At 44.8% G+C, this 20,469-nt stretch carries 19 protein-coding genes; 14 read left to right on the forward strand and 5 right to left on the reverse strand.

Annotation, left to right across the window (positions count from 1 at the left end; genetic code table 11):
• Nucleotides 1-29 precede the first annotated feature (29 nt).
• Entirely contained in the window at nt 30-566 is a 537-nt protein-coding gene (gene uraD / locus E0D71_RS13125; RefSeq protein WP_133003769.1) for a 2-oxo-4-hydroxy-4-carboxy-5-ureidoimidazoline decarboxylase, read from the reverse strand.
• 11 nt (nt 567-577) lie between these two features.
• A complete protein-coding gene (puuE, locus tag E0D71_RS13130; protein WP_243712035.1) occupies nt 578-1,489 on the reverse strand; it encodes an allantoinase PuuE in 912 nt (303 codons plus the stop codon).
• Nucleotides 1,490-1,879: 390 nt separating this feature from the next.
• On the opposite strand from puuE, the gene E0D71_RS13135 reads away from it, so the two are divergent.
• The 14 genes from E0D71_RS13135 (at nt 1,880) to E0D71_RS13200 (ending at nt 17,870) form a co-directional block, all read left to right on the forward strand.
• Entirely contained in the window at nt 1,880-3,445 is a 1,566-nt protein-coding gene (locus E0D71_RS13135) for an ABC transporter ATP-binding protein (RefSeq protein WP_243712036.1), read from the forward strand.
• Nucleotides 3,442-4,509, forward strand: coding sequence for an ABC transporter permease (locus E0D71_RS13140; protein WP_133003771.1), 1,068 nt, complete (start codon nt 3,442-3,444; stop codon nt 4,507-4,509). The genes E0D71_RS13135 and E0D71_RS13140 overlap by 4 nt, the downstream gene beginning before the upstream one ends.
• Before the next feature lie 9 nt (nt 4,510-4,518).
• On the forward strand, nt 4,519-5,451 hold the full coding sequence (locus E0D71_RS13145; protein WP_133003772.1) for an ABC transporter permease: 933 nt from the start codon (nt 4,519-4,521) through the stop codon (nt 5,449-5,451).
• 86 nt (nt 5,452-5,537) lie between these two features.
• On the forward strand, nt 5,538-6,605 hold the full coding sequence (locus E0D71_RS13150; RefSeq protein WP_133003773.1) for a BMP family ABC transporter substrate-binding protein: 1,068 nt from the start codon (nt 5,538-5,540) through the stop codon (nt 6,603-6,605).
• A gap of 123 nt (nt 6,606-6,728) precedes the next feature.
• A complete protein-coding gene (gene uraH / locus E0D71_RS13155) occupies nt 6,729-7,082 on the forward strand; it encodes a hydroxyisourate hydrolase (RefSeq protein ID WP_133003774.1) in 354 nt (117 codons plus the stop codon).
• Nucleotides 7,083-7,102: 20 nt separating this feature from the next.
• Nucleotides 7,103-7,903 carry a xanthine dehydrogenase accessory protein XdhC gene (gene xdhC / locus E0D71_RS13160; protein WP_133003775.1) on the forward strand — a complete coding sequence of 267 codons (801 nt, stop codon included), beginning with the start codon at nt 7,103-7,105 and terminating at the stop codon, nt 7,901-7,903.
• A gap of 17 nt (nt 7,904-7,920) precedes the next feature.
• Nucleotides 7,921-8,934, forward strand: a complete 1,014-nt coding sequence (locus tag E0D71_RS13165) for an adenosine deaminase (RefSeq protein WP_133003776.1) — start codon at nt 7,921-7,923, stop codon at nt 8,932-8,934.
• Between the two features lie 100 nt (nt 8,935-9,034).
• Nucleotides 9,035-9,403 carry a DUF2750 domain-containing protein gene (locus E0D71_RS13170; RefSeq protein WP_133003777.1) on the forward strand — a complete coding sequence of 123 codons (369 nt, stop codon included), beginning with the start codon at nt 9,035-9,037 and terminating at the stop codon, nt 9,401-9,403.
• 42 nt (nt 9,404-9,445) lie between these two features.
• Nucleotides 9,446-9,895 (forward strand): DUF2946 domain-containing protein, encoded by a 450-nt coding sequence (locus tag E0D71_RS13175; protein WP_243712038.1) that lies wholly within the window; start codon nt 9,446-9,448, stop codon nt 9,893-9,895.
• A gap of 175 nt (nt 9,896-10,070) precedes the next feature.
• On the forward strand, nt 10,071-11,378 hold the full coding sequence (locus E0D71_RS13180; protein WP_133003779.1) for a PepSY-associated TM helix domain-containing protein: 1,308 nt from the start codon (nt 10,071-10,073) through the stop codon (nt 11,376-11,378).
• 114 nt (nt 11,379-11,492) lie between these two features.
• A complete protein-coding gene (locus E0D71_RS13185; RefSeq protein ID WP_133003780.1) occupies nt 11,493-12,428 on the forward strand; it encodes a class I SAM-dependent methyltransferase in 936 nt (311 codons plus the stop codon).
• 241 nt (nt 12,429-12,669) lie between these two features.
• Nucleotides 12,670-14,334, forward strand: a complete 1,665-nt coding sequence (locus tag E0D71_RS13190) for a phosphoethanolamine--lipid A transferase (RefSeq protein ID WP_133003781.1) — start codon at nt 12,670-12,672, stop codon at nt 14,332-14,334.
• A 163-nt stretch (nt 14,335-14,497) separates the two neighbouring features.
• Nucleotides 14,498-16,138, forward strand: a complete 1,641-nt coding sequence (locus E0D71_RS13195; RefSeq protein ID WP_133003782.1) for a phosphoethanolamine--lipid A transferase — start codon at nt 14,498-14,500, stop codon at nt 16,136-16,138.
• 439 nt (nt 16,139-16,577) lie between these two features.
• The gene (locus E0D71_RS13200; protein WP_133003783.1) at nt 16,578-17,870 is read left to right on the forward strand and encodes an NCS2 family permease; all 1,293 of its coding nucleotides are present in this window, start codon (nt 16,578-16,580) and stop codon (nt 17,868-17,870) included.
• A 325-nt stretch (nt 17,871-18,195) separates the two neighbouring features.
• Here E0D71_RS13200 and E0D71_RS17415 read toward each other — a convergent pair whose 3' ends face one another.
• From E0D71_RS17415 to E0D71_RS13210, 3 genes are all read right to left on the reverse strand, one after another.
• Complete coding sequence (locus E0D71_RS17415; protein WP_165942999.1) at nt 18,196-18,336, reverse strand: hypothetical protein; 141 nt, start codon at nt 18,334-18,336, stop codon at nt 18,196-18,198.
• Between the two features lie 178 nt (nt 18,337-18,514).
• A complete protein-coding gene (locus tag E0D71_RS13205) occupies nt 18,515-19,837 on the reverse strand; it encodes a GGDEF domain-containing protein (protein ID WP_133003784.1) in 1,323 nt (440 codons plus the stop codon).
• Between the two features lie 2 nt (nt 19,838-19,839).
• Complete coding sequence (locus E0D71_RS13210; protein ID WP_133003785.1) at nt 19,840-20,469, reverse strand: hypothetical protein; 630 nt, start codon at nt 20,467-20,469, stop codon at nt 19,840-19,842.

Here is a 20,469-nt window from a genome sequence, read left to right on the forward strand (position 1 = left end):
GCTCAATTCGCCACTCTAGAATTAATAATTTATTTTTCTGCTAATCGAAATGCGGCAATTTTATGCACCTGCGACATCGCGGTCTGAAACTCTTGCGATACATTGTTGTTAATACGAGACTCAAAAGCGGATAAAACCTGCGCTTTGGTCGCTCCCTTTACCGCCATAATAAAAGGAAAATCAAACGCCGCTTTATACGCATTGTTGTACTCGGTAAAACGCGCCAACTCGGCGGGCGTACATTGGTCTAACCCAACCCCTGCCTGCTCTGACGTCGAAGACGGGGTTAATTCACCAGACAATGCCGCCTTCCCAGCTAAGTCTGGATGGGAGCGCAACAAAGCCAATTTCACCTCATAATCACGGCTTTCTACAATCTCATACAAGAGCGCTTGCAGTGCGCTTCGACGATCAAAATCTGCCACGCGAGGACAGCGTTGAATGTGCTGCCACGCGGCGTCAGCCACCCAGGTTGAATGCTCATAAATATCTTTATAATGTTGAATAAATTCATGCTCATTCAAGGCACTGGGCTTATTTAATAGAAGATCGGCCTGATTGCTCATATTTTGACTCTCTACTCTTGGGCTTTATAAGGGAAATGTTCACGCCAATGATGCGCAATATCAATACGACGGGCACACCAAACGCCGTCAAATTGTCGAATATATTCCAAGAAACGGCGCAAGCCGGCAATGCGCGCAGGACGGCCAATTAACCGACAATGCAAGCCAATTGATAACATTTTAGGGCTAGTTTCACCCTCCGCATACAGGGTGTCAAAGGCGTCTTTTAGGTACTGAAAAAAGTGCTCTGCGGTATTAAAACCTTGCAAGGCCGCAAACCGCATATCATTGGTGTCTAGGGTGTAAGGAATCATTAACTGAGGAACGCCGCTTTCCAACCGCCAAAAAGGCAAATCATCACTGTAATCGTCGGCGTTGTACAAGAACCCTCCCTCTTCGGCGACTAAGCGACGCGTATTTGGACTCGTTCTGCCTGTGTACCAGCCTAAAGGTCGCTGCCCCGTTAACTGGCGAATAACCTCAATCGCTTTTTGCATGTCTGCGCGTTCAGTGTCTTCATCAACATACTGGTAATCGATCCAACGATAACCATGGCTACACACTTCATGACCCGCTTCAACAAATGCCTTAGCGATTTCTGGATGCCGTTCCAGCGCCATCCCTACAGCAAAGACGGTTAATGGTATGTCCATTTCTTTGAAAAGTGACAGAACTCGCCATACACCAGCGCGACTGCCGTATTCATAAATGGACTCCATGCTCATATGGCGAACCCCTTCTCTTGCATCCGCCCCCACCATTTCAGACAGAAACGCTTCCGATGCTGGGTCACCGTGAAGAATGCAGTTTTCACCACCTTCTTCATAGTTCAATACAAATTGTAAGGCGACTTTTGCCTTATTCGGCCATTTAGGATGAACAGGATGCCCGCCATAACCTAATAAATCACGATCATAAGACATCTTTATCTCCTATATTTAACAACATCTTGTTTTGACCATTTATACAAAAGAAACTTGACCATACAGACAATTAACTGAAAATCTCGTATCCTTCGCGCCTTTCATAAAAACATTACAACAATTTAAAAAATTTGGCACGATTGTTGTTTGTATGAAACATAAATTTCAAGAAAAAACAGAGTAGCAAGTTATTAACCGATCGGTCAAAGTTTTACCGCGTCATTTCAGCAACAAGATAGAGCACACCCATTAACTTGCGCACTAAATTAGGGCGGTAGTTAAATGATTAATACGAGGTCACACAACTAACTCAACTCACGTACAGTTAGTATATTTAGGGATCATTGACTAAAATCTGCTCCTTATGAGCACAACAGCAGAGAACTTACGGTGGCGGAAACATTGAAAAAGCGGCATTCGATAGCACGTATCGAATTAGCAAATATCACTAAACAGTACCCCGGTTGCCTTGCCAATGACAGTGTCAGCTTGACGCTCATGCCAGGCGAAATTCATGCTCTATTGGGTGAAAACGGCGCAGGAAAAAGCACCCTAGTAAAAACCATTTATGGCGTTGTCGCTCCTGACAGTGGCGACATTCTCTGGGATGGCAAAGCGGTTGAAATTAAATCACCATCGAAGGCAAGAGAACTTGGCATCGGCATGGTGTTTCAACATTTTTCATTGTTTGAAACATTAACGGTCAGCCAAAATATTGAATTGTGCCTAAGCAAAACACAATTGACCTCGATTGGTAATCTTTCTCATAAAATCAGTGAGCTCTCAACGAAATATGGTTTAAACGTCGACCCTAGCCGCTACGTTCATTCATTATCCATCGGCGAAAGACAACGCGTTGAGATAATGCGCTGCTTAGTGCAATCCGTGAAGCTATTAATACTAGATGAACCAACCTCAGTGTTAACACCACAGGAAGTCTCTGGTCTGTTTGTGGTATTACGCACTTTGGCAAAAGAAGGCTGCAGCATTCTTTTTATCAGCCATAAACTGCATGAAGTGACTGAGATTTGCCAACAAGCCACCATATTGCGAGCAGGCAAAGTCATTGCAACCTGTGAACCTGCTCGAGAAACCCCCGCGACGATTGCCAAAATGATGGTGGGGGAATTGGCCGAGCAAGACGCAGGCTACTCGAAGAAAGAAGGTCATCACACGTTGTTCACCGTGAGCGCCCTGAATCTCACCACCAAACAGCCTTTTGGCACCAGCCTAAAAAACATTAACTTTGAGTTAAAAGCCGGCGAAATTCTTGGTATTGCAGGTGTTGCAGGCAATGGTCAAGATGAACTCATGGCCATAATCAGTGGTGAAGACGAGCGCAACACAGGTCACGCCCTGTCACTTGAAGAACAGAGTATTGGCCAACTCAGCGCCGGACAACGTCGCAAGCTTGGCATGGCGTACGTGCCTGAAGAACGCTTAGGTCGTGGCGCAGTGCCAGACATGAGCCTCACGGAAAATACGCTACTGACCCACAGCCAAGGTTTTATCAAAAAAGGCCTAGTGCAATGGCAACCCTTAAAAGCATACGCCAACAAATTGATCGTTCAATACAAGGTCAAATGCCACGGGGAATTCTCGGAAGCCAAAAGCCTCAGTGGTGGTAATTTACAGAAATTCATCATGGGCCGCGAAATTGGCCAAAACCCAAAAGTATTAATTTGTGCGCACCCGACCTGGGGCGTTGATGTCGGCGCGGCATTGGCTATCCATCAGGCTTTACTCGCTCTGCGCGATCAAGGCGCGGCGATTTTGCTGGTGTCTGAAGACATTGATGAGTTGTTTTTGTTAGCGGACCGCATGGCTGCCGTGTGTGACGGGCATTTATCTCCGGTTGTCAAAACCGCCGACACTAGCATTGATCAAATAGGCCAATGGATGGCGGGCACCTTTATTAGCACTCCCGCTCACCACACTGAGGAAACAACGGCATGATGCGCATCCAAGCTAGGACCGAGCCCAGTTCACTAATGAAGGTCGCATCACCACTGATCGCCATTGTGTGCACCTTACTTTTCGGCTGCATTCTCTTTTCAGCCCTAAATAAAAACCCTTTTGAAGCCTTGCATGTTTTGCTGATCGCACCTCTTTCCGACATGTACAACGTTGGCGAAATGCTGGTCAAAATGGGACCGCTATTATTGTGCGCTGTTGGCTTGTCGCTTTGTTACCGCGCCAATATGTGGAACATTGGTGCTGAAGGCCAGCTACTGGCAGGCGCCTTGGGTGGCTCGGTGGTTGCTCTGACTTTCATCGATTCAGAGTCGGTATTCGTACTGCCTTGTGCTCTGCTCGCCGGCATTGTTTCTGGCATGTTATGGGCCGCCATTCCGACCTTTCTCAAACTGCGCTTTAACTCAAATTTAATATTGACCACCATCATGTTTAACTACATAGGTCTGTATCTATTAATTTGGGCTGTCAATGGGCCTTTAAGAGACCCTGACGGCTATGGCTTCCCGGAATCCGCGTTGTTTTCAGAAGCCGCCACTTTGCCGACCTTGTTTGACGGAAGCCGCATTCACTTGGGCATTTTATTTGCCATTCTGTCTGCCTTCATTGGTTGGTTTGTGCTCACAAAAACTCACCTAGGCTTCCAGATTCGAGTCTTTGGTGCGGATGAGCCTGCCGCTAAATACGCCGGTTTTAATAGCAAAAAACTCAGCTGGTTTGTGATGCTTTTTTCTGGCGCACTGGCAGGACTGGCTGGCGTATCGGAAGTCACCGGCCCCATTGGTCAACTGGTTCCAAATGTGTCTCCTGGTTATGGCTATTCTGCCATCATAGTGGCCTATTTAGGTCGCTTGCACCCACTGGGCGCGATCGTTGCGGCCATCTTTTTGGCGGTGCTCTACATGGGCGGTGATTTAGCGCAAATTCAAATGGGCATTCCCGTGGCGGTGGTTGGTATGTTCCAAGGTGTTTTACTGTTCTTCCTATTGGCGTGTGACTTCTTCATTCGTAACCGCCTTATTTTCAACAAACAAGCTACTCATTAGGAGCCCGTTGTGGACGCAGATTTAATCGTTCAAATCTTATTTGCCGCCATTAAAACCGGCACGCCGTTATTGCTTATTGCATTAGGAGAAGTCATTTGTGAAAAGTCAGGTGTGCTCAATCTAGGCCAAGAAGGCATGATGCTCATGGGCGCTGTGGTTGGCTTCATTGCGGCCTACGCCACAGGCAACGCTGGACTGGGCGTATTGGGCGCCATGCTAATGGGCAGTTTTATGAGCCTTATCTTTGCCGTATTAGTGCTTCAGCTGGGCGCGAATCAAGTGGCCACTGGTTTGGCTCTCACCATCTTCGGCACAGGCCTAAGCGCTTTTGTTGGTTCTGATTTTGTGGGCAATACCGTGCAAGGTTTCCAGCCAATTGCCATTCCCGTGCTGTCTTCTATCCCTTACTTAGGAGACATTTTATTCAAACATGACATCTTGGTTTATCTGTCTTTCGTATTAGCGGTTGTCATTGCTTATGTGGCCAATAAAACGCGTGTGGGCTTGGTACTCAAGGCCGTCGGAGAAAACCCTCATGCGGCCAATGCCATTGGCATCAAGGTGCTGCAAGTCCGTTATCTTGCCATTCTGTTTGGTGGTGCCATGACAGGACTAGCAGGCGCCTATATGTCCCTTGTTTATACCCCAATGTGGGCCGAAAACATGACCGCTGGCCGTGGTTGGATTGCATTGGCCTTGGTGGTATTCGCCTCATGGCGCGTTGGTCGCATCATGCTTGGCGCGTATTTATTTGGCTTTGCCAGCATCATGCATTTGGTTCTACAAGGGCTGGGCGTGAACATTTCGTCCAACCTGTTGGCCATGATGCCTTACGTGGCCACTGTGATTGTTATGGTCATTATCAGCGCCGATCAGTTTAAAGAAAAATTGTTAGCCCCCAGATCTCTAGGAAAACCATTCGACCCTAGGAATATGGCGTAACGATGATAAAACGTGTGAAATCACACGCCCTTGTTTATAAATAGATATCATAAAAAAAATGCCTTAGGGCACAAAAGGAGCTCAAAATGAAACTAAAGAGTTTGTTAGTTGGTCTTGGACTGATGGCGGGGGTCAGCTTGGCGCACGCCGAAGAACCTTTCAAAGTTGGCTTTGTCTATGTTGGCCCTATTGGCGACCTTGGCTGGAGCTATGAGCACGACCGTGGCCGTGAGGAAATGCAGAAATACTTTGGCGACAAGGTCAAAACGACTTTTGTGGAAAACGTCGCAGAAGGAGCCGATGCACAACGCGTTATCACCCAGCTTGCTAAAGCAGGCAACCAAGTTATCTTTACCACGTCGTTTGGTTTTATGAACCCTACGGTCAAGGTAGCAAAACGCTTCCCTAACGTGGTGTTCGAACACGCTACTGGCTACAAACGCGCTAAAAACCTCGGCACTTACACCCTTCGCACGTATGAAGGTCGTTATGTCTCTGGTGTCACCGCCGGTCTATTAACCAAAACCAACACCATTGGTTACATTGGCGCCTTCCCTATTCCTGAAGTCATTCGTGATATTGATGCGACTTATATGGGGGCGAAAAGCGTTAACCCTGACGTTAAGCTAAAAATTGTGTGGGCAAACACCTGGTATGATCCAGGTAAAGAAACAGACGCGGCCAATGCGTTAATGGATCAGGGCGTCGATGTTCTAATACAGCATACAGACAGCCCAGCACCGCTTATTGCGGCACAAAAACGTGGCATTCGCGCGATCGGCCAAGCCTCAGACATGAGTAAATTTGCGCCCAAAGCGCACGTTTTCTCCGTCCGTGATAACTGGGCGCCGTACTACATCAAAACCGTGCAACAAGTCATGGACGGTACTTGGAAATCTCAAGATTTCTGGGGCGGACTCCATGATGATATGTTGCAGCTTACTTCTATTAACCCGAACTTACCTGCCGATGTGCGCGCCAAAATTGACGCCACTTATCAAGGTGTGAAATCTGGTACGATTCAGCCATTCAAAGGCCCAATCACAGACAACACTGGCAAGATAGTGGTACCAGCAGGCCACACACTAACTGACAAAGAGTTAGCAAAAGTAAACTGGTATGTTGACGGCATCACAGATAAAGTTCCTAATTAGTCTTTTAAGGCAGCCAACACCATTGGCTGCCTTTTCTCTTTATCCATTTTAACGTTTAACCATACCGTTTGATCCCCTTCCCACCTTTGCTTCACCAAGGGTTTATTATATTAAGGAAAGACAATGGGCTATCTAACAACACATGTTCTAGATACTGCGCACGGCACGCCCGCCGCCAAGGTATCCGTCACATTGTATCGTCTTAATGACGGCCAAAAGACGACGATAATGAACACGGTTACCAACGAAGATGGGCGCTGCGAGCAGCCGATCCTGCCCGACAGTGATTTCAAAAAAGGCGTTTATGAACTTGAATTCGCCATTGGTGACTATTACCGAAGCAAAAACATCCCATTAGAAGAGCCGTTATTTTTAGATGACGTCATCATACGCTTCGGCATCAGTGATGAATCCAGCCACTACCATGTGCCTGTGCTTGTTTCTCCCTACGGTTACAGCACCTACCGTGGCAGTTAACCAGTAATGAGGGACGACACATGAACACCAAATGGCTACAAGAAGCGGCCCGATGGGAAAAATCTGGCATCGATTTTGTGATGGTCTCAGTATTGTCGATTAAAGGTTCCACGCCTAGGGAGATCGGAGCTCGCATGTTAGTCAGTCAACATGCCTTATATGGTACCGTCGGCGGTGGCAACCTTGAATGGCAAGCCATTGCCAGAGCAAGAGAGAGGCTGGCAACAGGCGACAATGTTCCGCAAACACACGATTACCCATTGGGCGCGACACTGGGGCAATGCTGTGGTGGATTTGTGACTTTATTATTTGAGAGCATGATGCAAACACCGCTTCATATTGCCATCTTTGGCGCTGGGCACGTTGGCAGAGCCATTGTCCATTGCCTAGAAAACATCCCATGCCAAGTCACATGGATAGACAGCCGTGAACAAGAGTTTCCTGCTCATATCCCAAGCAATACTCGAGTGCAATTGAGCGAATACCCCGTTGATGAAATCAATGCGCTGCCAACCCAAAGTTACTTTTTAATAGTCACTCATAATCACCAACTGGATTTAGAACTTACCGAAGCCGCGCTAAAGCGCAATGATGCCGCTTTTATTGGTGTCATCGGTTCGAAAACCAAAAGCGCTCGCTTTCGCCACCGACTGCACAGTAAAGGTTTCAGTGACGCACAAATCGCCAGCATGCACTGCCCTATGGGCGATACAGAAATACACTCCAAACAACCGGGTGAAATTGCCATCTCAGTTTTAGCACAAGTGTTAAAAATACGAGCAACACAAGAAGTACCCGCCACACAAGCGGTGTCAATTTAATAGAAAAGAGGTAAGCCATGAGTGTAACCACACTGATGACACTGGCTGAGAAAATGCCAAAAACAGAACTCCATCTACACATCGAAGGAACCTTCGAGCCAGAGCAAATGTTCGAATTGGCAACGCGCAACAAGGTAACGCTAAAATACGCGTCAGTGGATGAGTTAAAAGCCGCCTATCAGTTTACTAATCTGCAAGATTTCTTAGACCTATACTATCAAGGCATGTCGGTTCTGCTAAAAGAAGCGGATTTTTACGACCTAACCATGGCGTACCTGCGCAAAGTACACAGTGAAAACGTTGTCCATGTAGAGATTTTCTTCGATCCTCAAGGGCATTTATCCCGTGGTGTGTCGTTCGAAACACAAATAACGGGGATCTACCGAGCACTGCAAGACGCAGAACAACAATGGGGAATGAGCTTTAAGCTTATTATGTCTTTCTTGCGCCACCTAAGTGAAGAAAGTGCTTTTGACACCCTAGAGCTGGCCAAACCCTTTTTGCATTGGATTGATGGCGTAGGGCTCGACAGCTCTGAATTGGGGCATCCGCCAGAAAAATTCCAACAGGTTTTCAAAGCCTGCCAAGACCTTGGCCTTAAAGTCACCGCACACGCCGGAGAAGAAGGTCCTCCTGAGTACGTCTGGCAAGCCATTGACTTGATCAAGGTGGACCGTATCGACCACGGCAACCGCGCCTTAGAAGACATGAATTTGGTGGCTAGCGTAAAAGAAAAGCAGTTGACCTTAACGGTTTGCCCTCTGTCCAACTTGAAGCTTTGTGTGGTCGAAGATCTCTCAGACCACCCGATTAAACACATGCTAGCGTTAGGGTTAAAAGCCACAGTGAATTCGGATGACCCTGCGTATTTTGGGGGCTACATGAACGACAACTACCGCGCCCTAATTAAAGACTCAGGCATTGATAAAGCCGAACTCTATCAATTGGCACACAACGGCATCGAAGGGAGCTGGATGAGTAACGAACAAAAAGCGGCGCACTTGGCCACATTAGCCACACTGTTCGCTTAATCGCCATTCCTCGCGCTAACCCGCAATCCTGCTCAAACACTACTGACAAGAAACCATAACATGCTATTATGGTTTCTTTTTTATTTTGAGCTTCATATCAATGACAACAACAGACTTCTCTTCCGATGCTTTTTTCCGTTTACCAAGTAACAGCCGTTATGAGGAAGTCATTAAACATCTAAAAAGAAATCGCAGTATTTTTGTATTAGCCGACTCGGAAGGTTGTTTAATCATTGATTTAGGCAGCGATAAAGTATTGCCTATTTGGCCCACCGCTGAACTTGCCACGGAATGGGGCGCTCAAGAATACGCCGGTTTCCAAGCAATGGAAGTATCTGCACAAGACTGGTCTGAAAAATGGCTAACCGGAATGAACAATGATGGTTTCTGTGTTGGCGTGGCTTCTAACTTAGCGGGCGAATGCATTGTTTCTTCTGCTCAAGAGCACCAACACGACATTCAAGCATAATCCTAATCGCCATAAAGTAATCACTTATTAGACAGTATTTTGATGACGTTGAGCTCGGCCACTAGGCACGCAACAGCCGTTTCTCAGATTATGCGCCGGAACGCTTTTATTAGCTTGTTCGCAATGGCGCTTATCTATATTGCGCCGCTTATTTCTCAGCTAAATCATGCCTCTATGAACCATGAATCTATGAATCATGGGGCTATGAATCATGAGAGCCATCAAAATACGGCCCCGTCCCTCGCCGCTCAACCCCTTGCGACATCAGACAGTGCCGCCAACCACTTTGGGTTAGAAGCGGCTTGTGGCTACTGTACGTTATTGTTTCATTTAAACTGGCTCAATGTCTTTTCGTTCTCGTTACCGATTATTCCGCAACAGGCTTACCTTGCCATTGCCGCCGCCATTTTAGAGATTGAACTGCCCCCCACTTATGCCGCCATACAACCTAGGGCACCGCCACGCCTGTCGCTCCATACTGATATCACCTAAATAACACACGACGGTTTCTAGTTAATTTAGTCACTCAACTCAGGCATTTGAACTGAGCACAAGGCTGAATTAAAAACGGTCGTCTTTATCACAGTTACCCTGTTTACCTGAAGTTTGCCGCCGCTTTCTGCGAACAGACACTCAGGCGAAACGGTTTTATGGACTTTATCTTGTTATGTCTACTGATAAAACGTTAAACAAAGCGCCTCATTCGAACGCCTTGCTAATGCTAATAACACGCCTGCACTTTTACATTGGCTTGTTTATTGGCCCTTTTATTCTGGTTGCCGCTTTAACCGGAACCCTCTATATCTTAACGCCGCAAATTGAACATGCGCTGTATAAAGACGCGCTAACCACGGACAGCACAGGGCCATCACGCCCTCTGTCGTCACAAATTGCTGCCGCCAAAGCATCACTTAATAAAGACTTAACCTTGTTCGCCGTCAGACCTGCGCCAGAACAAGGAGACACCACACGTGTGATGTTTCTCGACGCCACCACCGCCTCAGGCGCTCGCGCGGTCTTTATTGACCCAGCTACACTCGCCGTCAAAGGCGACATGGCGGTTTATGGCACCAGTGGTATTTTGCCATTTCGTATGACCCTAGACTTCCTACACAGACAACTTTTGTTGGGTGAATTTGGGCGTAATTACAGCGAACTTGCCGCATCATGGTTATGGATTGTCGCGTTCGGTGGCGTGTTCTTATGGTACAAAGGCGGCAAGAAAAACCAGCCCAATGTCGCCTCACGAACCCCTTACTTAACAACCAGAAAAAACCACAGCCAGCTGGGCCTTATTTTGTTCATTGGTTTGCTCTTTTTCTCGGCCACTGGGCTAACCTGGTCAAAATGGGCTGGCGGCAACATCTCCACGCTTCGTCAGTCTTTAGGGTGGTACACGCCATCCCCTAACACCAACCTAGTGAACATAGACGCCAGCAAAAACACCGACATCTTATTTGATCAAGTACTGGCCACAGCCCGCGCCGCTGGAATTGACGCAAATAAGATCGAGATAAAGCCCCCAAGAAAAGCCAATAAAGCTTGGTTTGTTCGTGAGATTGATCGTTCATGGCCCACACAAGTCGATTCTGTCGCCATTGACCCAAGCGATATGAAAGTGGTGAGTCGAGCCGATTTTGCCACCTTCCCAATCGTTGCCAAACTGATCCGTTGGGGTGTCGACTTCCACATGGGCGTCTTATTTGGTGTTGTAAACCAAATACTCTTAGTCTTTTTTGGGCTAGGCTTGTGCACCATGGTGGTATGGGGGTATCTGATGTGGTGGCGTCGTCGCCCTGCTCCAGGAGCCGCATCAAAACCCTTGCTAGAGGCATGGCAAAAACTCAGCATCACAACAAAAAGCGTGACCCTGGCGATCGCCATTATTCTGGGTGTGTCGTTGCCAGCCATGGGCGTGAGCCTATTGTGCTTTTTAGTCATCGACTGCATACGCTGGAAAAAAGCCGTCCACTGATCGTAAGGCCTCGCCACGCTCTCTTTTGGCGAGGCCTTACGCGGTTTTTTACTGACTCAAGAAGCCATTTCACCTAAAATACGCCATCGCGTCATTCACAACGAAAAATACATTATGCATACCGCCTCGTTACCCATTCTAAGCCAACACACCCTAAATGCACTGAGCACCATTGAGCACGAAACTCGTCGTCTTTTTCACGGTCGAGGTCGCTGTTTTGAAGGACTAGAACACATCACGGTGGATTGGTTACAAGGGCAAGTGCTGGTTTCTTTATTCAAGGCGCCTGCAGAGGATTTTCTATTGGCGCTACTGGACACTCTTGAGCAATGGACGAGCACTCCACAATGGCAATCCAGCTCAACCAGGTCCCTGTTACTCCAACACCGCTACCAACAAAATACGCCGATAGAATGCATTTGGGGCGAACATCACACTCAGCAGCTGATCACTGAAAATGGTTTAACATTTAAGCTTGATCTCGACCGAAATCAAAACAGCGGATTGTTTTTAGACATGCGCTTAGGTCGAAAATGGGTAAAAGAAAACAGTCAACACAAACGTGTTCTGAATCTGTTCTCCTACACCTGTGGTTTTTCCGTTGCGGCGCTGGCGGGAGAAGCAGAATACGTGGTGAATATAGACATGGCTAAATCGGTACTGAACAGGGGCAGAGAAAATCATCGCCTAAATGGGCACGACCTTAGTCAAGTCTCTTTCTTTGGCCATGATATTTTCAAATCTTGGGGGAAAATCAAAAAATACGGTCAGTATGATCTGATTATTATCGACCCACCTACGTTTCAGAAAGGCAGCTTTGCCATCACCAAAGATTACCAGAAGATTTTACGCCGCTTACCAGAATTACTAACGCAAAAAGGCAAGGTACTCGCCTGCGTTAACGACCCAACATTAAGCGCTCAATTTTTGATTGACGGCATGAAAGCAGAAGCCCCAAACTTACAATTTCTGTCACGCTTAGACAATCCTGCCGAGTTTCCTGACATTGACTCAGAAAGTGGCTTGAAAGCACTTATTTTTCAAGCTTGATGCTTATGTTTCAGTATTTTCTTTTTTTGATCACATAGATAAAAAAACGCAGTATTCTGCATCAATAACATCTGATCAGTCTTAAAAAAATGAAAAATAAATAAAATATTTCTCTTTTTAATGCAAATTAATTGTCTTTTATTGAGATAATGAATTTGCATTAGAAAACAACATTTACATTTTTTTCATCCTGTCATTATTAGCATTCGCCCCCTAAGAAAACACCCTTCTGGAAAAGCGAATGAAAGCAGATAACACTCAAACAAACAACAAACCAAAAAATAAACGATCGTTAGCATTATCTTATACAAGCTTGCCTATTGTTTTGGCTTTTTATTATGCCATTGTGGTTAACATCCCTCTTTATAATGATTTTTATAAAATATTATCTGGCCTAGATAATGTTCACATAAGCTTTATCATCGCTATTCCATTGTTTATTTTTTTATTGAACAGTATTATTTTTAGCGTCTTTAGCTGGCCTTATATTGGCAAACCCATTTTCGCCTTACTCTTGATCACCTCCAGCATGGTGAGCTATGTCATGTTGTTTTACGGCATCAATGTCGATTACGGCATGATCGAAAACGCATTTGAAACAGACGTCAGTGAAGCTGCGTCTTATCTCAATCTACACTCTTTCACCTGGGTGACCATCACGGGTGTTATTCCGGCTATCCTGGTCGCTCTCGTGCCAATGAAACCAGGCCTTGGGCTGCTTAAAAAGGCCATTTCTATCATAACGTTATTCGCCTTACTCTTATTCTTATTGTTTTTCACCTACAAAGATTTTAGCGCTGTTGGACGCAACAATTCTTATCTGAAAAAGATGATTCTCCCAGGGTATTATGTCTACAGCACTTACCACTATGTTCGAGATACTTACTTCTCTACACCAATGACGTTTAAGCATATTGGAGAAGACGCAAAAATAGTGGTTAAAAATGCAGACCCAAAAGTGAATGAGAAGCCTACTTTGTTTTTCTTTATTCTTGGCGAAACAGCACGCTCACAAAATTATGCATTAAACGGCTACGCCAAAAACACCAACCCTTATACTGAAAAACAAGACGTTATTTCCTTTCAAAGCGTTCACTCTTGCGGTACCGCCACTGCGGTGTCTGTTCCTTGTATGTTTTCCCAACAAGGGCGACACGATTACGACAAACAACGTTCATATAATCAAGACAACGCACTGGATATACTGCAACGCGCTGGCGTGTCTTTGCTGTGGAAAGAAAACGATGGGGGAGATAAAGAGGTTGCCAAGCGTATTCCGAAAGTACAAATCGACCGCTCGCATGACAACCAGTTTTGCAACGGTGGTACCTGCTTAGACATGGCGCTACTGCAAGGCTTAGACAGTGAAATCAATGCCATGAAAGGCAATGAAAAGCTGGTCGTCATGCATCTTATGGGCAGTCACGGACCCACCTATTATTTGCGTTACCCAAAGGCTCAACAGAAATTTTTACCGGATTGCCAAAGCAGCGAAATAGAAAACTGCTCGACCGATCAAATCGTCAACACCTATGACAATACGATTGTGTACACAGATTATGTGGTGAGCCACGCAATTGATAAACTCAAGGCACTAAGCAATCAATACAATACCGCGTTGCTTTATCTCTCGGATCACGGAGAATCTCTAGGCGAAAACGGCCTATATCTACATGGCGTACCTTATGCGGTAGCGCCTGATTTTCAAACCACGGTTCCCTTGATCTTATGGATGTCCGACGGCTTTAAGAAAAGCAAAAACATTGACGAGAGTTGCTTGAAAAAAGCCGCCAAAAACGGAGATTTTTCTCAAGATTATGTGTTCAGTTCACTCCTTGGCATTATGGATGTTCAAACCACCGCTTACGATAAGAACCTAGATATCTATCAGGCTTGTCGCTCCTAAAACCGATACCTACACTCTTCTCTTAACAAGGGAAGAGTGCACGCCAATGACACTTCCTTATAATTGCCTCTTTTTAATCACTTTAAACCCTTTTTCTTTTGTGTTTTTTTCAACCGCCTTTCACTAGAATCACGCCTTTGTTTTTCATAAACTAGGAATAAAAATGAGCGAGAAAAAGACGTCTCAAAAAAAGGAACCTAGGTTTCAGCTTTCTTATAGCTCACTGTCTTTCATTCTGGCCATTTATTATACTCTAGTCGTCAACCTTCCTTTTTATCGTGAGCTGAAAACAGTATTAACCAGCATTGGAGACATGAATGTCGTTACCATTCTGCCTATCCCGCTTTTTTTGCTGTTAATACTCAATATTATCTTCAATCTTTTTAGCTGGCCTTATGTCGGCAAAGCGTTTTTTATCTTTCTACTCATCACCTCCAGTATCGTCAGTTACACCATGTTGTTTTATGGCATTAATGTCGATTATGGGATGATAGAAAATGCGCTTGAGACAGATTCAAGTGAAGCGGCGTCTTACTTGAACCTACACTCAATCAGTTGGATTACCATTACCGGTGTTATTCCGTCCCTATTAGTGGCCTTTGCCCCAATGAAACCAGGGATTGCCTTGCTTAGAAAAGCCATCGCGATAGGCCTGTCTGTCATTCTGCTTTTGCTCTTGTTGTTTTTCTCTTATAAAGATTTAAGTGCCGTAGGAAGGAATCATGGCTCACTCAAAAGAATGATCATTCCGACCTATTACCTTTACAGCGCTTATAACTATTTACACGATACTTATTTTACTCGCCCGATCCCTTTCAAACACATTGGCGAAGACGCGACACTGAGTAACAAAAGTAGCAATGAAAAACCCACTCTGTTTTTCTTTATCCTTGGTGAAACCGCACGCTCACAAAACTACGCATTAAATGGATACGCGAAGAACACCAACCCTTATACAAAAGAACAGAACGTCATTTCATTCCAAAGCGTCCACTCTTGCGGCACGGCGACGGCGGTCTCCGTACCTTGTATGTTTTCGCAACAAGGGCGTCACGACTACAACAAAAAGCGCACTTATAACCAAGACAATGTGATGGATATTTTGCAGCGCGCTGGCGTCTCTTTACTGTGGAAAGAAAACGACGGCGGCGATAAAGATGTGGCCAAGCGCATCCCTAAAATAGTCATAGACAGATCACGCAAAGATCAATTTTGCAATGGCAGTACCTGCTTAGACATGGCACTACTGCAAAACCTCGACAGCCAAATAGCAGCCATGAAAGGCAAGGACAAATTACTGGTCATGCATGTAATGGGCAGCCATGGACCAACCTATTATCTACGCTACCCAAAAGAACAAGAAAAGTTCTTACCGGATTGCCAAAGCAGTGAAATAGAAGATTGCTCTGTAAACAGCATAGTCAACACTTACGACAACACCATTGTTTACACTGACTACGTCATTAGCCAAGCGATTAACAAGCTGAAAAGCTTAAGTGGGCAATACAACACCGCCCTTTTTTATATTTCAGATCATGGAGAATCATTAGGGGAAGATGGCTTGTTTTTACACGGTGTTCCTTATGCCGTTGCGCCAGCCTTCCAAACCACAGTGCCGCTTATTTTATGGCTGTCTGACGGTTTTAAACAAAGCAAACACATCGACGAAGCCTGTTTAAGGAAAGAAGCCAAGAAGGGCGACTTTTCTCAAGATTACGTTTTTAGTTCCTTGCTTGGCATCATGGACGTAAAAACCAACGCCTACGATAAAAATCTAGATATTTACCAGCCCTGTCGTGACTGATCGCGCGGCATTTTATTGGGCTATTTTGGCGGGCTTCCTTTTACCAAAGCGCCCTCTATAAACATCTTTAACCCCGCTGCCTGCCACTCGATTCTGCTTAGCCAAAGCGGTTCGAGTGTCAGCTAAAGCGAGTTAGGTTCATTGAAAACTTGTGCATTTTTTTACAAACAAACGCAGCCTATTCCTCTCTATTTGTCTCAACGCTTCGTAAAAACGCCAGATATTTCACGAAAATCATCAGATTCCACCATCAAAATGACTTTTTTCTTTAATAATACTGCCATATTTAGATCATATTTTTTATACTAGCGGCCTTTTTTAAAAAGTCTGACCATTTGCTCAAACTTTATCCCCTCGTTGGTCTAATCTCTACCAATAAGCAGCGCCACAGCGCTTATTTGGAACGAAATTAGGTAATTTAACTAGAAAAGGTCACTCAATGCTCGAACGTTTCTTTCAACTAAAAGCTCACAACACGACGATACGTAATGAAATCATAGGCGGGATAACCACCTTCCTGACCATGGCTTATATTATTTTCGTCAACCCTTCCATCCTTGCTCAGGCAGGCATGGATCAAGGCGCGGTGTTTGTCGCTACCTGTATTGCTGCGGCCGTCGGCTGTTTGATTATGGGGCTGTATGCGAATTACCCAATCGCCTTAGCTCCTGGTATGGGGCTTAATGCCTTTTTCACTTACGGTGTGGTTCTAGGCATGGGCTACACATGGGAACAAGCATTAGGCGCTGTGTTCCTTTCTGGTTGTGTGTTTATTCTGATCAGCGTGTTTAAAATTCGCGAATGGGTGATTAACGCCATTCCTTCTTCCTTAAAACTCGGCATCGCCGCTGGCATTGGCTTATTCTTAGCCATGGTCGCACTGCAAAATGCGGGCATTATCGTGAAAAACCCAGCCACCTTGGTCACCTTAGGTGACTTATCCAAGCCGGCGGCTATTTACGGCTTCTTGGGCTTCTTCATCATTTCTGCTTTGTCCTACTTAAGAGTCACAGGCGCGGTGATGATCGGCATTCTTTGCGTGACCGTACTGTCGATTGTGTTTGGCAACAGTGAATTTGCTGGCGTCATATCCACTCCGCCGTCTATCGCACCCACTTTTTTACAAATGGATGTGAAAGGTGCCTTTAATATTGGCATGATCAGCGTCATTTTTGCGTTCTTGTTTGTCGATCTATTTGATACATCAGGCACCCTATTGGGCGTGGGGCAACGCGGTGGTTTATTGGACAAAGACGGAAAACTTCCACGTCTTAAGAAAGCCTTACTAGCCGACTCCACTGCCACTGTGATTGGTGCTTCTTTTGGTACCTCCTCTACCACAAGCTACATCGAAAGTGCATCAGGCGTTGCGGCTGGCGGTCGTACTGGTCTGACCGCTGTGGTCGTGGGACTGCTCTTCTTATTGAGCTTGTTCTTCTCGCCATTGGCAGCGTCTATTCCGTCTTACGCTACCGCGGGTGCCTTGCTTTATGTGGCTGTGTTAATGACCAGCAGCCTTGCAAAAGTAGATTGGGAAGATATTTCAGAATCTGCACCTGTGTTGATTGCCGCCTTCACTATGCCATTGACCTACTCCATTGCACACGGTATTGCGCTGTCTTTCATCAGCTACGCGGTTATTAAGTTGCTATCAGGACAAGGTAAGCAAGTTGGTATTAGTGTTTATGTTTTAGCGGTGTTCTTCATTGTGAAATACCTGTTCTTCACATAACTCGACATCCTGCTATAGACCAAAATTACGCCCCGCTTTATGAGTGCATAAAGCGGGGCTTTTTGATAAATCGACTAGCAGATTTGTCTGCCAGGTCCTGTCTTTCTTAAAACCTCTGGGAAGTCGAGCCTCCTCACAGTCATCACTTCTCATGATCTTTTCATCAATCACTGAGGCCAACATCACTTGGTGGCGGCCACGTAAATTCATATAGACTCTTTGCTCCTTGAATAGTAAAGCAGCAGAGGTAGGACGATACGATTCATCCTATAAACGCTTAACGCCTTTTAAACGTCATCGTGCTTATGGTGTCACCTAGGTGTGTTTAGACAATATCTAGAAACGCACCAACGACAAAAAGATGAATGGTATCTCGCATGCCATTGTCGATGGTCTCTATCGGCTGTTGTCGCAATATCGACTTAATAAAAAAGCAAGAGAAAAGGTCTATAAAGTGACGATCCATAACCACTCAGGCACAACGAATGATTTGAACACGCGCTTATCGAAAAGAAGAAAGGCTCTACAAGGCCGCGTAGAATATTTGATAAAACAACGCACACCTTGCTACATTATTGACACAGAGACGGTGTTTTTGCGTACCAAAATAGTTCATAAACCTATTTTAATAGGTCTGTGATTGGTTATTTCTCTGTATACATTTTCTCATCGGCCAGATGAATTAACTCATCTAAAGTGCGGCCATCCTGCGGAAAAACGGCGGCTCCGATCGAGGCAGAAATAGAGATAGGTCTGGGTCCACAGAGAAAAGGGCTGGCTATTTTCAACTTTAAGCTCTGTTGGTACTCTTCAGACTGCCGACCTTTTTTTATTACCAAAAACTCGTCTCCCCCAATACGAAATGCAATATCATCAGGGGCTAAACAGGCTTTTATTTTCTGGGCCACCTTGATTAGCACTTTATCACCAAAACGATGGCCAAATTGATCATTAATGTTTTTAAACTTATTTAAGTCGATAAAAAATAAGATAAGAGACCCTTCTCCGTTTACTTCCTTTTCTACTTCTTTGCTTAAGGCCGTAAATTTTTTACCTAAATAAGAACGATTGTATAAACCTGTAAGTTCATCATGAATAGCCATATAATTTAGTTTTTCATAGCTTATTTTCCATTCAATTAAGCTAAGCAATAAACCTTTTATCTTATCCGCTGTTTTTTCAAAGCTTATATCCAGAATATGATCTGACTCTTTGACTAATTCAACGATCCCTTTCATATTCTCCATCGAAAAATCCATCACCCCAAGCGACTTTCCCCCTTGAGCGCCAAGCCCTTTTAGGGCTTCCAAAAGTTCATCGTTGGTACCTGTATGATGCAATATCATTTGTTCAGATTTTTTCAGAATTTGACTGCCTGAGTAATCAGAGAAATGTGAAAACACATTTTTCTTTAGTAAAGAGAAGCGCACGGACATAAAATACACGTTATCTGACAGCTCTTTCACCAAATCTGCAATGAATTGATCTAAAGTAATGGCTAAATCAGACGCTTTATTGAAATAATCTCGTTCAATCATTAAAAGCGCTTCGTTCACTCGATTTTGCTTTTCACGCTTTACCAGTGATGTGTAATCTACAATTCGGATTAGAATTCCAGTGCTTCCTTGCAAGGGAGAAACCAGAGCAGAAACATTTAATGCATGTTCTTCAGAGATGACTTTATCACGATAAAATGGCAAGATTTTCTTATGCATTTTATGGGACAACACTCGGCTCAATGATGAACTAACGGCACCATCAACAGCATCAACAAGTTGACTTGAAACGTCACCACAAAAAGCCTCAGTTAATAACAGGCCTTGATAATCTTCTTTTGCTTTAACACTGTTTTTCTGAACCCAGTCATTAAGGTATACGATTCCACCCTCGGGGTTTAAAATAATCACCCCACCTTCAATACAATCAAATGATGACAACAAAACATCAACAGGTATCAAGCCTTTCATCACTAGAGTTCCTCTAGACTTCTAAGATAATCTTGTAAGGTATCTTTAAAGGACCCATTTTCTGTAAAATCAATAACAAAGACCACATGCCCTGATAAATTCCGACTTTTTAGATAAAAATCAATTTTCAAAAGCATAATAACCGTTTCAGCGCTTTCTTTTGGGACCAACTGATTAACCAAACGTGCTGGCTGCGTATGGAAAGTATGAGGTAATAATGTGGCAAGTGGTTTATTTAAAATATTAGAAATAGTAGACAAGCAATTATTAAGAAGAATATTACCCAATTCAGACAAGGCCTCTTCTTCCAACTCTACGTCCACTTCTCCGTCAAAATCATCTCCCCCCAGCATAACATTTACCAAGTCAAGGCTACGGGATTCAGGAAAAAGCAACGCAGCCTTTCCTGAGAAAAAGCCAGAGAATTCTTGGCTAACCCCTGTTAAGGAGCTAGGTAATCGTTCTTCAAACACATGAGTCGCATCATCTAACGTTAAGAACTCTAGAATAGGGACACATAAGAGCACCTCTTCACCTGCAATTTGTGATAAAGAAGCCGCTGATTTACCCACCCCAATATTGACAAGTTCAACCACCAAATCAAATTCATCATCGCTTAAAAACGATTTCAT

It is taken from the genome of Marinomonas sp. KMM3893 (assembly GCF_004352855.1).
GTDB lineage: Bacteria > Pseudomonadota > Gammaproteobacteria > Pseudomonadales > Marinomonadaceae > Marinomonas > Marinomonas arenicola.

Bases quoted from the DNA above. Each gene is read 5' to 3' on its own strand.
- E0D71_RS13190 (WP_133003781.1), top strand. From the start codon at position 12,670: ATGAAAGCAGATAACACTCAAACAAACAACAAACCAAAAAATAAACGA.
- E0D71_RS13150 (WP_133003773.1), top strand. From the start codon at position 5,538: ATGAAACTAAAGAGTTTGTTAGTTGGTCTTGGACTGATGGCGGGGGTC.
- E0D71_RS13170 (WP_133003777.1), top strand. From the start codon at position 9,035: ATGACAACAACAGACTTCTCTTCCGATGCTTTTTTCCGTTTACCAAGT.
- xdhC (WP_133003775.1), top strand. From the start codon at position 7,103: ATGAACACCAAATGGCTACAAGAAGCGGCCCGATGGGAAAAATCTGGC.
- E0D71_RS17415 (WP_165942999.1), bottom strand. From the start codon at position 18,336: ATGGATCGTCACTTTATAGACCTTTTCTCTTGCTTTTTTATTAAGTCG.
- E0D71_RS13205 (WP_133003784.1), bottom strand. From the start codon at position 19,837: ATGAAAGGCTTGATACCTGTTGATGTTTTGTTGTCATCATTTGATTGT.
- E0D71_RS13175 (WP_243712038.1), top strand. From the start codon at position 9,446: ATGACGTTGAGCTCGGCCACTAGGCACGCAACAGCCGTTTCTCAGATT.
- uraD (WP_133003769.1), bottom strand. From the start codon at position 566: ATGAGCAATCAGGCCGATCTTCTATTAAATAAGCCCAGTGCCTTGAAT.
- E0D71_RS13140 (WP_133003771.1), top strand. From the start codon at position 3,442: ATGATGCGCATCCAAGCTAGGACCGAGCCCAGTTCACTAATGAAGGTC.
- puuE (WP_243712035.1), bottom strand. From the start codon at position 1,489: ATGTCTTATGATCGTGATTTATTAGGTTATGGCGGGCATCCTGTTCAT.
- E0D71_RS13165 (WP_133003776.1), top strand. From the start codon at position 7,921: ATGAGTGTAACCACACTGATGACACTGGCTGAGAAAATGCCAAAAACA.
- E0D71_RS13200 (WP_133003783.1), top strand. From the start codon at position 16,578: ATGCTCGAACGTTTCTTTCAACTAAAAGCTCACAACACGACGATACGT.
- E0D71_RS13185 (WP_133003780.1), top strand. From the start codon at position 11,493: ATGCATACCGCCTCGTTACCCATTCTAAGCCAACACACCCTAAATGCA.
- E0D71_RS13180 (WP_133003779.1), top strand. From the start codon at position 10,071: ATGTCTACTGATAAAACGTTAAACAAAGCGCCTCATTCGAACGCCTTG.
- E0D71_RS13195 (WP_133003782.1), top strand. From the start codon at position 14,498: ATGAGCGAGAAAAAGACGTCTCAAAAAAAGGAACCTAGGTTTCAGCTT.
- E0D71_RS13210 (WP_133003785.1), bottom strand. From the start codon at position 20,469: ATGAAATCGTTTTTAAGCGATGATGAATTTGATTTGGTGGTTGAACTT.
- uraH (WP_133003774.1), top strand. From the start codon at position 6,729: ATGGGCTATCTAACAACACATGTTCTAGATACTGCGCACGGCACGCCC.